This window comes from Streptomyces sp. ISL-36 (assembly GCF_018614205.1).
GTDB lineage: Bacteria > Actinomycetota > Actinomycetes > Streptomycetales > Streptomycetaceae > Streptomyces.
Window position 1 is genome coordinate 1 of the sequence record NZ_JAGGOS010000179.1, and the last position, 10743, is coordinate 10743.

General features: G+C 71.3%; 8 protein-coding genes and 1 pseudogene. 4 read left to right on the forward strand and 5 right to left on the reverse strand.

Annotated elements, in window-relative coordinates; genetic code table 11:
* Positions 1–1714: pseudogene (locus J7E93_RS34345) on the forward strand (AfsR family transcriptional regulator); the annotation flags it as partial.
* A 13-nt stretch (positions 1715–1727) separates the two neighbouring features.
* On the opposite strand, the gene J7E93_RS34350 reads toward J7E93_RS34345, so the two are convergent.
* From J7E93_RS34350 to panB, 3 genes are all read right to left on the reverse strand, one after another.
* Positions 1728–2591 (reverse strand): ABC transporter permease, encoded by an 864-nt coding sequence (locus J7E93_RS34350; protein ID WP_215073964.1) that lies wholly within the window; start codon positions 2589–2591, stop codon positions 1728–1730.
* Entirely contained in the window at positions 2588–3580 is a 993-nt protein-coding gene (locus J7E93_RS34355) for an ATP-binding cassette domain-containing protein (protein WP_215073965.1), read from the reverse strand. Before J7E93_RS34355 ends, J7E93_RS34350 begins: the two co-directional genes overlap by 4 nt.
* 119 nt (positions 3581–3699) lie before the next feature.
* Complete coding sequence (gene panB / locus J7E93_RS34360) at positions 3700–4563, reverse strand: 3-methyl-2-oxobutanoate hydroxymethyltransferase (RefSeq protein ID WP_215073966.1); 864 nt, start codon at positions 4561–4563, stop codon at positions 3700–3702.
* Positions 4564–4890: 327 nt separating this feature from the next.
* On the opposite strand from panB, the gene J7E93_RS34365 reads away from it, so the two are divergent.
* Together J7E93_RS34365 and J7E93_RS34370 are read left to right on the forward strand one after the other, a co-directional pair.
* Entirely contained in the window at positions 4891–5913 is a 1023-nt protein-coding gene (locus tag J7E93_RS34365) for an endonuclease/exonuclease/phosphatase family protein (RefSeq protein WP_215073967.1), read from the forward strand.
* Positions 5914–6011: 98 nt separating this feature from the next.
* Positions 6012–7247 (forward strand): MFS transporter, encoded by a 1236-nt coding sequence (locus tag J7E93_RS34370; RefSeq protein ID WP_215073968.1) that lies wholly within the window; start codon positions 6012–6014, stop codon positions 7245–7247.
* Here the strand turns inward: J7E93_RS34370 and J7E93_RS34375 are convergent.
* Together J7E93_RS34375 and J7E93_RS34380 are read right to left on the reverse strand one after the other, a co-directional pair.
* A complete protein-coding gene (locus J7E93_RS34375) occupies positions 7213–8973 on the reverse strand; it encodes an NAD+ synthase (protein ID WP_215073969.1) in 1761 nt (586 codons plus the stop codon). The two genes, J7E93_RS34370 and J7E93_RS34375, sit on opposite strands and share 35 nt — an antisense overlap.
* A gap of 179 nt (positions 8974–9152) precedes the next feature.
* Positions 9153–10007 carry a DUF4190 domain-containing protein gene (locus tag J7E93_RS34380; protein WP_215073970.1) on the reverse strand — a complete coding sequence of 285 codons (855 nt, stop codon included), beginning with the start codon at positions 10005–10007 and terminating at the stop codon, positions 9153–9155.
* A 271-nt stretch (positions 10008–10278) separates the two neighbouring features.
* Here J7E93_RS34380 and J7E93_RS34385 point away from each other — a divergent pair.
* Positions 10279–10743, forward strand: a 465-nt coding sequence (locus J7E93_RS34385; protein ID WP_251067505.1) for an alpha/beta fold hydrolase, incomplete at its 3' end; no start/stop codon positions are given.

Consider the following 10743-nt stretch of genomic DNA (forward strand, 5'->3'; position numbering starts at 1 on the left):
CTCCCTCGCCGCCCCCGCCCCTGCCGCCGCCCCCGCCCCTGCCACCACCCCCGACGTCCCCGACGTCCTCGACGTGCTCGGATCTCTTGTCGACAAGTCGCTCGTCGTCGCCGAACCGTCCGACGACGGCGCCATGCGCTACCGCCTCCTGGAGACCGTCGCCGAGTACGCCGCCGAGCGGCTCGACGAGGCGGACGAGCGGGCGGCCGTCGAACGCCGCCACCTCGTCCACTACCGCGAACTCGCCCGCCGTACCGACCCCGAGCTCCGCGGCGGTCGGCAGGTCGCGGCCATCGCGCGGTTCCGGACCGAGTACGAGAACCTGCGCACCGCCCTGCGCCGCGCTGTCGCCGCCCGGGACGAGCACGAGACGCTGAGCCTCGTCCACTCGCTGCTCTGGTACTGGCAGATGCGCGATCTGCGCGCCGACGCCCTGCACTGGGCCGAGGCCGCCGCCTCTCTCGGCCCCGACCCCTTCGGGCCGGACGCCCCGCCCGCCGTCCCGCTCTTCGAGCCGTGCACCGCCGCCCCGCCGCCCCTGAGTGAGGACCAGCTCTGGGAGGCCCGGCGCGGTACGCGGCTGATCGAGCTGCTCAACATGGACTACGAGACGGGCCGGTGGACCACCCCCGAGGGCATGGAACGGCTGCGCCCCATCACCGACCGGTACCCCCCGGGACTGCCGCAGACCTGCCGGCTGCCCGGTTCGTTCTCCGTCTTCGCCGTTCTGCTCACCGGGGAGGCGGGCCGCATGCGGGAGGTGCTCGACGCGACCGTCGAGGCCTGCCGCACCTACGGCTACGACTGGGAACTCGCCAACGCGCTCCAGCTGCGCGCCAACATGCTGGCCAACCGCAGCGACTGGGCGGACAGGGCGAGCGCCGACGCCGACGAGAGCCTGAAGATCTTCGTCCGCCTCGACGACGCCTGGGGCGCGGCCGAGGCGCTCTCGGCACGTGGCGAGGCCCGGGAGAAGCGCTGCGCGTTCGAGGGCGCCGCCGAGGACTTCGCCGCCGCCATCGAGTACGCGGAGCGGATCGGCGCCCAGTCCCAGACGGCCCTTCTGCGCGCCCGCTACGCCGACATGCTCACGGTCACCGGACGCAGCGAGGAGGGTGAGGCGATCCTGCGTCAGGTCCTGGCGGCCGGAAACGCCCGGGGACACGAACCGATGCTCGCCGCCCGGATCTTCCTGGCGATTCTGCTCGGCCGGACCGGCCGCACCGCCGAGGCGCGTGAGCATCTCACCGCCCTGACGGAGGAGTTCGGCTCCGAAGCCCCGTCGATCTTCGAGGGGTTCACCCTCGGCAGCCTGGGCTGGCTCGACAATCTGGAGGGGCGGTACGACTCCGCGCTCGGCCGCGCCCACGAGGCTCTGGAGCGCTCGCTCGGCCCGCTGTCCATGACGGTCGCCCCGCAGATGCCGGCGATCCACCTGATCACCGCCGCCTGGGCGCTCGCAGGTCTCGGCGGCGGCACCGAGGCCGTGCTCGCGGCCCGGCTCCTCGGCGCCCAGCCGGGCGTGTTGCCTTCAGGCCATCTGATGTCGCCGCTGGAGCGGGAGAACCTGGAGCGGGCCACGGAGCTGACCCGCGGCGCGCTCGGCGACGAGGCGTTCGAGGCCGCGTACGCCGAGGGCGGCGGCCTCTCTCTGGAAGAGGCCGCCGCCCTGCTCGACGGCGCCGACGCGATCAGAAGGCGCGGCGAGTCCTGAACCCCCGTACGGCTCAGGTCTTCTTGCGGAACTTGGCGACCGCGAGCGGCGCCGTGACGACCGTGAGCGCGACCGCCCAGCCGAGGGTCATCCACACCGAGTGGGCGACCGGACCACCGTTGATCAGGTTCCTGGCGGCGTCGGCGAGGTTGGACAGCGGGTTGTAGTCGGTGAAGGTCTCCAGCCAGCCGGGCATCGAGGTCGGCGGGGCGAAGATCGAGGAGCCGAACTGCAGGGGCATCAGGACGAGCATGGCCATCCCCTGGACGGCCTGGGCCGTCTTCATGGTGAGACCGAGCAGGATGAAGATCCACATCAGCGAGGCGCCGAAGACCATCGACAGGCCGATGGCGGCGAAGAGGCCCAGGACCGAGGTCTTGATCTCCAGGCCGAGGATGAAGCCCATGCCGAGCAGGATCGCGGTGGCGATCAGCATCCGGCCGGCCTCGACGACGATCTTCGCGATGAGGACGGAGGACCGGGCGATCGGCATCGTCCGGAACCGGTCCATGACCCCCTTCTTGAAGTCGTCGTTGATGCCGACTCCGACGGCCATGGCGATGTTCATGCCCATCATCGCCATCAGGCCGGGGACGACGTAGTTCACGTAGGCGTCGTTGTTGCCCTTGCCGGAGATCGCGCCGCCGAAGACGTACACGAACAGCAGGACGAAGATGATCGGCATCAGGACGGCGTCGAACATCGACTCCGGGTCCTGTTTGATCTGCAGCGCGTTGCGGCGGGCCAGAGCGCCGATGTGGCGGAGGTTGGCCCGCAGGCCGATCCGGCCCTCGGCGGACGGCGCGCTGCGCGCCGGGGCCGGCCCCGGCGCGTCGGCGGGGGACTTGGCGAGCTGTGTGGTCGTGGTGGCGCTCACGCGGCGACCTCCTCGGGAATCGCGTCGGACACGGTCGTCTTCTGGCCGGTGATGGCCAGGAACACCTCGTCCAGGCTGGGCAGATGGGTGCCGATGTGGGTGATGCCGAAGCCACGCGCGCCCAACAGGCCCACGACGGCGGTCAGCTGTTCGTCGCTGAGGATCGGGACGTACAGGACGCCCTCGTCGGGGACGACGGTCGCCCCGGCGATGCCGTCGAGACCGGTCTCGCGCAGCGCTGCGGCCATGGCCGGCAGGTCGGCCGGGTCGACCGGGCGGACCTTGAGCGTGCGGCCGCCGACGCGGGCCTTGAGCTCGTCGACCTTGCCCTTGGCGATGACCCGGCCGCGGTCGACCACGGTCAGCTCGCTCGCGAGCTGCTCGGCCTCTTCCATGTACTGGGTGGTGAGCAGGACGGTCACGCCCTCGGAGACCATCCGCTGGACCTCGTCCCAGACCTCGTTGCGGGTGCGCGGGTCGAGACCGGTGGTGGGCTCGTCCAGGTAGAGCACGGCCGGCTGCCCGATCATCGAGGCGGCGAGGTCGAGCCGGCGGCGCATACCGCCGGAGTAGTTCATCACGGGCCGCTTGGCGGCCTCGGTGAGCGAGAAGCGCTCCAGCATCTCGTCCGCCCGACGCCGGGCGTCCTTGCGGGTCAGGTCGAGCAGCCGCCCGATCATGTAGAGGTTCTCCCAGCCGGACAGCTTCTCGTCGACCGAGGCGTACTGGCCGGTGAGGCCGATGGTGCGACGGAGCTGGCGCGGCTGCTTCACCACGTCGTAGCCGGCGACGGTGGCGGTCCCGGCGTCCGGGACTATCAGGGTGGACAGGCAGCGCACGAGAGTGGTCTTGCCGGCGCCGTTGGGGCCGAGCACCCCGAGAACCGTGCCCTCCCGGACGTCCAGGTCGACCCCGTCGAGGGCCTTCGTCTCGCCGTAGTGCTTCACGAGGCCCCGTACCTCGACGGCGTTGGTGTGTGATCGCGTCATGGCCCCCACTACACCAGCCGCCACCGACAACGCCCCGACAGACGACCGACAGACGACCGACAGACGGCGACAGCCCGCCGATGGGGGATGTCGGCGGGCTGTCGGTGGTACCGCGGTGGCTAGTGGAAGGTGTGCTCCTCCGCGGGGAACGCCCCGCCGCCGACGTCCGCTGCGAAGGCGCGGGCGGCGTCGCCGAGGGTCTGGCGGAGGTTGGCGTACTGCTTGGTGAAGCGCGGCACCTTGCCGCCGGTCAGGCCCGCCATGTCGGTCCAGACGAGAACCTGGGCGTCCGTGTCCGGTCCGGCGCCGATGCCGATGGTGGGGATGTGCAGCGAACGGGTGACCTCGGCGGCCAGCTCGGCCGGTACGAGTTCGAGGACGACCGCGAACGCGCCCGCGTCCTGCGCCGCCTTGGCGTCGCTGAGCAGCCGGTGCGCGGCCTCGTCGCCGCGGCCCTGCACCCGGTAGCCCATGGTGTTGACGGACTGCGGGGTCAGCCCGAGGTGCGACATGACCGGGATGCCGGCCTGGACGAGCAGCTCGGTCTGCGGCAGCGAGCGTTCGCCGCCCTCCAGCTTGATCGCTCCGACACCCGCGTCCTTGACGAGCCGGGTGGCGTTGCGCAGGGCCTGGACGGGCCCTTCCTGGTACGAACCGAAGGGGAGGTCGCCGACGACGAGGGCGCGCTTGGTGCCCCGTACGACGGCGGCGGAGAGCAGCGTCATCTCGTCCATCGTGACGGGCACGGTGGTCTCGTAGCCGAGGTGACAGTTGCCCATGGAGTCGCCGACGAGGACGACCGGGATGCCCGCCTCGTCGAAGACGGACGCGGTCATGGCGTCGTAGGCGGTGAGCATGGGCCACTTCTCGCCGCGGACCTTGGCGGCGGCGATGTCGTGGACGGTGACACGGCGCGTGCCCTTGCCTCCGTACAGCGACTTCGAGCTGTCGGCGGACTGCTTCTGGGCAGCCTGAAGCGTCATGGTGAACGGCTCCTTCGTCATCTCGAGGCGCCCTGACGGCGTCCCCGGACCACGTCCATGGTGGCACTTCGCGCGGTAGCGGGGGAAGTGGGCCGAAGTGGTGCTCTTCACACCGCCGGGACGTCGGGCTTCTCCGCATCCAATGTGCGGGTTCTGTCACAGCCGCGCCTCCCCGCCACCGGCAGGAACCCGCCGCACCCGTCCTGTCGTCCCTCGTGGCAGTACGACCGACCCCACATCACCTAGTGTCGACGTCGGGTCACCGAGCAAGCATCAAGACAGCACGACCGCAAGACGGCACGGCAGCAAGGCAGTGAGGACAGAGCGATGGCGCGGGTGGACATGACGGAGACCGAGAACGGCGGCGCCCGGGACGAGCGCTCCGGATCCCGGTTCCGATCGGCGCTCGACCGCTGGCGCGGTGACCGGGGGATCTGGCGCCGCGGCATCGTCCTGGCCGCCACGGCGGTGCTGCTCACGCTGCTGATGGTCTTCCACGCCGAGATCCCCAACCGGATCGGCAACCTGGGCAGCCTCACCGAGACCTTCCTGCCCTGGCTCGGCCTCTTCGTGCCGGTGCTGCTCGTCCCGGCCCTGCTGCGGCGCTCCGCGACCGCGCTGATCGCCCTGCTGCTGCCGGCCGTCGTCTGGCTCAACCTCTTCGGCGGCCTGATCACCGACAAGTCGGGCGCGGGGGGCGACCTCACCGTCGCCACCCACAACGTGAACGCCGACAACCCCGACCCGGAGGGCACGGCCCGCCAGATCGCCGGCTCCGGCGCGGACGTGGTGGCCCTGGAGGAGCTCAAGGGCGAGATGGTCCCGGTGTACGAACGCGGGCTCGCCGACACCTACCGGTACCACTCCGTCCAGGGCACGGTCGGGCTGTGGAGCAAGTACCCGCTGAGCGACACGCGCCCGGTCGACATCCAGATGGGCTGGACCCGCGCCATGCGCTCCACCGTCGCCACACCCCAGGGGAAGGTGGCCGTGTACGTCGCCCACCTCCCGTCCGTACGGGTCAAGCTGCACGCCGGGTTCACCGCCAACCAGCGCGACAACAGCGCGGACGCGCTCGGCGAGGCCATCGCCCACGACCCGCACGAGCGGATCGTCCTGCTCGGCGACCTCAACGGCACCATGAACGACCGCTCGCTCAAGGCGGTCACCTCGCAGCTGCGCTCCACCCAGGGCGCGTCGGGCGACGGCTTCGGCTTCAGCTGGCCGGCCTCGTTCCCGATGGCGCGGATCGACCAGATCATGGTGAAGGGCGTCGAGCCGGTCTCCTCCTGGACGCTGCCGGAGACGAACAGCGACCATCTGCCGATCGCGGCCCGCGTCCGGCTCTGAGCCGAAACCTCCCCTTCACACCCCGGCAGCACCCGGGAACATTTCCCCTGAGAGCATTTGTTCAGTCGAAGAACTTATCGTCTGGAAAGGCTCTCCCCATGCCCCTGGCGCTGCTCGCGCTGGCCGTCTCCGCCTTCGGCATCGGCACCACCGAATTCGTGATGATGGGCCTGCTGCCCAACGTCGCCGACGATCTCGGCACCTCCGTCCCCACCGCCGGACACCTCGTGTCCGCTTACGCGATCGGCGTCGTCATCGGCGCCCCGCTGCTCACCGCCCTCGGCTCGCGCGTCCCCCGCAAGAAGATGCTGCTCCTGCTGATGGCCCTGTTCGTCGTCGGCAACCTGGCCTCCGCGCTCGCGCCGGGCTTCGGCTGGCTGATCGGCGGCCGGGTCCTCGCCGGCCTCCCGCACGGCGCCTTCTTCGGCGTCGGCGCCGTCGTCGCCGCACGCCTGGTGCGCGAGGACCGGCAGGCGCGGGCGGTGGCCACCATGTTCCTGGGTCTCACGGTCGCCAACATCCTCGGCGTACCGGCCGCGACCCTCCTCGGCCAGCACCTCGGCTGGCGGGCCACCTTCCTCGTCGTCGCCGTCATCGGCCTGCTCGCCATGGCCGCGCTCGCCCGGCTCGTCCCGTACGTCCCGCTCGACGCGCGGCAGAGCCTGGGCCGCGAGGTGCGCGCGCTCGGCCGCCCGCAGGTGCTGCTCGGCCTGCTCACCGCGGTCTTCGGCTTCGCGGGCGTCTTCGCCGTCTACTCCTATCTCGCCTCGATGACCACCGAGGTGATGGGCTTCGGCGAGTCCTCCGTCACCGTCGTCCTCGCCCTCTTCGGCATCGGCATGACGGGCGGCGCGCTGGCCGCCGGGCCGCTGACCGACCGGGCGCTGCGGCCGACGCTGTACGGCTCCCTCGGCGCGCTCGCCCTCGTCCTGGTCGCCTTCCGCTTCACCCTCCAGGTGCCGTGGCTGGCGCTCGTGACGGTCGTCGTCCTCGGAGCGGTCGGCTTCATGACGACAACCCCGCTCCAGATGCTGGTCATGAACAAGGCCAAGGACGCCCCGACCCTCGCCTCCGCCTCCAACCACTCCGCTTTCAACCTCGCCAACGCGGGCGGGGCCTGGGCCGGCGGTGCGGCCGTCGCCGCCGGCTGGGGCTGGACGTCACCGGCCCTCGTCGGCGCCGTCCTCGCCGTGCTGGGACTGGCCGTCGCCGCGGTGGCCGGCCTGACGGACCGTACGGCGAAGGGGACCTCCCGCGTCGTCGCGGGAAGCCCCCTCGGCACGGAGCACGACCGAGCCGTCAGCGGCTCGTCGTCTCCCGCCAGCGGTTCGTGACCGGCAGCCGGCGGTCCTTGCCGAAGCCCTTCGCCGAGATCTTGGTGCCCGGCGGGTACTGGCGCCGCTTGTACTCCGCCATGTCCACCATCCGCAGCGTCCGGGTCACCAGCTCCTCGTCGAAGCCGGCCGCCACGATCGCGTCCTTGCCCTGGTCGCGGTCGACGTACAGCGCGAGGATCCGGTCCAGGACGTCGTAGTCCGGCAGCGAGTCCGTGTCGACCTGTCCCGGGCGCAGCTCGGCGCTCGGCGGCTTGGAGATCGAGCTCTCCGGGATCGGCGGGATCTGCCCGCGCTCCTCGGCCGCCCGGTTGCGCCAGCGGGCGAGGCGGAACACGGTCGACTTGTAGACGTCCTTGATGGGGCCGTACGCACCGACCGAGTCGCCGTACAGGGTCGAGTACCCCACCGCCAGTTCGGACTTGTTGCCCGGCGCGAGGACGATGTGGCCCTCCTCGTTGGAGAGGGCCATCAGCAGCGTGCCGCGCAGCCGGGACTGCAGGTTCTCCTCCGCCAGGCCGGTGAGGGCGAGCGCTCCCATGTACGCGTCGAACATCGGCTCGATCGACACCGTGCGGAAGTGGAGCCCGGTGCGACGGGCCAGTTCGGCGGCGTCGCCCCGGGAGTGGTCCGAGGAGTACTTCGACGGCATCGACACGCCGTACACGTTCTGCGCGCCGACCGCGTCGCAGGCGATGGCGGCGACGAGCGCCGAGTCGATGCCACCGGACAGACCGATGAGGACAGAACGGAAGCCGTTCTTGGCGGCGTACGCGCGCAGGCCGACCACCAGCGCCGAGTACACCTCCTCGTCGTCGTCGAGCCGGTCCGCGTAACCGCCCGTCAGCTCCGCCTCGTAGGCCGGCAGCGGGTCCTCGGAGAGGATCACCCGGTCGATCCGCAGACCGTCGTCCACGACGCCTTCCGGCGCGTCGGCCGAGGCGGCCGGCAGATCCAGGTCGAGGAGCACACTGCCCTCGGAGAACTGCGGGGCGCGCGCGATCACTTCACCGTCCGTGCCGACGACGATCGAGTCGCCGTCGAAGACCAGCTCGTCCTGACCGCCGATCATGGCGAGATAGGCGATGGTGCAGCCGGCCTCCTGGGCCCGCTTGCGCACCAGCTCCAGCCGCGTGTCGTCCTTGTTCTGCTCGTACGGCGAGGCGTTGATCGAGACGAGCAGGCCGGCGTTCGCGCTCCGGGCGGCGGGCACCCGGCCGCCCTCCTGCCAGAGGTCCTCACAGATGGCGAGGGCGACGTCCACACCATGGACCCGGACGACGGGCATCGTGTCGCCCTGGACGAAGTAGCGGAACTCGTCGAAGACGCCGTAGTTGGGCAGGTGGTGCTTGGCGAAGCGCAGCACCACCGTGCCGCGGTGCAGCACGGCGGCGGCGTTCTCGGGGGAGCCGGCGGGCCGGCCCAGCCGGGGCTCGGCCCGCTCCGAGCGGTCGAGGTAGCCGACGATCACCGGCAGCTCCCCGAAGCCCTCGGCGTCGAGGCGCCGCGCGAGCGCCCGCAGGGCTTCCCGGGACGCCTCGACGAAGGACGACCGCAGCGCGAGGTCCTCGACGGGGTAGCCGGTCAGCGCCATCTCGGGGAACGCGACCAGATGCGCGCCCTGCTCGGCGGAGTGCCGGGTCCAGTGGACGATCGACTCGGCGTTTCCGGCGAGATCGCCGACGGTCGAGTCGATCTGATTCAGAGCGAGGCGTAGTTGAGGCACGGGCCCAGTGTAATCGTCAGACCGACGCTATGTCCTGGGAAGCGGCCCGAGCCCGCAAGATGCGTGGTCGGAAGCCACGTCGCCGGAAGCCACGTGCCCGCAAACCATGTCGCCGGAAGCCACGTGCCCGGAAGCCATGTCGCCGGAAGCCATGTCGCCGGAAGCCGCGTGCCGATGACCTACGTGGTCGGACCGGTCCAGATCGCGTGCTCGTAGTCCAGGACCTTCGGGCCGACCTCCAGCTGCATCTCCTTGTCCGCGGCGGCGGGCAGCGAGTAGGCGAACGAGCTCTTGGCCTGCTTGCCCGGGAGGAGCGTGCCCGTGAAGGGCTCGGAGGCGCCGCTTCCGTCGAAGATCTGCTCCGCCTGCGCGCCTTCGGCGTCGCGCGCGTCCGGCAGGGCGGTGGTGATGTCGATGGCCTTCTTGCTGCCGTTGACGATCGTGATGGTCACCTGGAAGGCGTGGTTGCCCTTGTCGTGGCCTGCGGCGAACTCATCGGGCGTGTAGGGGCGCGGCTTGGAGACGGTGACCTTCACCCCGTCCTCGTACGTGTGCGTCGCGCCGAACGTCAGCGTCGCCGGGCCGGCCTCGGTGGGCTCGTCGTCCGGCGCGCCCGCGCCCGGCTCCGCGGGAGCGGTACTGGCCTTCTGCTGCTTGCGGACCTCGTCCTCCATGTCGTTCGCGACGTCCTTGACCGCCGTGACGATGACGATCAGCCACACGAGCGAGACGACGATCGTGACGGCGCCGAGGATGATGCCGGTGAGGGCGGCCCCCTTGTTGGTCGCCTCCCCCTTGCGGGCGCGACCATGGCCGATGATGCCGAAGATGAGCGCCAGGACGCCCAGGATCCCGCCGAGCCAGAACAGGAACGGGATGATCCCGAAGACCAGGCCCACGATGCCGACGACCAGAGCGGCGACACCGAGCCCGTTGCGCGCCTGCTGCGGGAACGGTGGCTGGGGCATCCCCGGCATCCCGGTGGGCGGCGGCCCCCAGGGGTTCTGTCCGAGGGGGTTCGTGGGCGTGGTCATGCGGCATCCTTCGAGGTGAAGAGGGGGGGCTCAGCGTCGTGGGAAGTGAACACTCCGACCCTGACGATCATGACGTTAAGCCAGCTGAATGTGGACATGCCAGGGATTTTGTGGCCGAGATGTGTTCGTGACCCGGCGCCCCGCGACGAGCGCCGCCCGCCGACCCGCCCGAGTGCCGGTCGCCAGGGGTCGGCCGACGGCCGCAGATCGTGCTCGTGAAAGTCTGGCTCGCAGTACCCGCCGTCTCCGACTTCGCCGCCAGGGAGCGTCCTTGAGCTCGAGCGTGTTCATACGGATCGGGGGCGTCGCCCACCACGCCGTCGTCGAGGGCTCAGGCCCCGTCTGCGTCCTGAGCGCCGGGCTCGCCATGAGCTGGTTCGACTGGGACCCCGTCGTCCCGCTGCTCGCCCCCCACCGCACGGTCGTCCGCTTCGACCGGCCGGGGCACGGGCTCTCCGCCCCCGCCGCCGTCCCGCCCAGCGCCACCGGCGAGGCCGACCGGATCGCCGCACTCCTCGACGCGATCCGGCGCCCGGGACCCGCCACCGTCGTCGGCCACTCGATCGCCGGATTCCACGCGGAGGCCTTCGCCCGGCTGCACCCGGGCCGCACCGCCGGGATCGTTCTCGTCGACTCCTCCGTCGAGGAGCACGCCCGTACCCCCGCAGCCCCCGCCCTGCGGACCGCCGCGGCCCGCGGCCTGGGCGCCCTGCTCGGCGCCGCCGGAGCCCCGGCC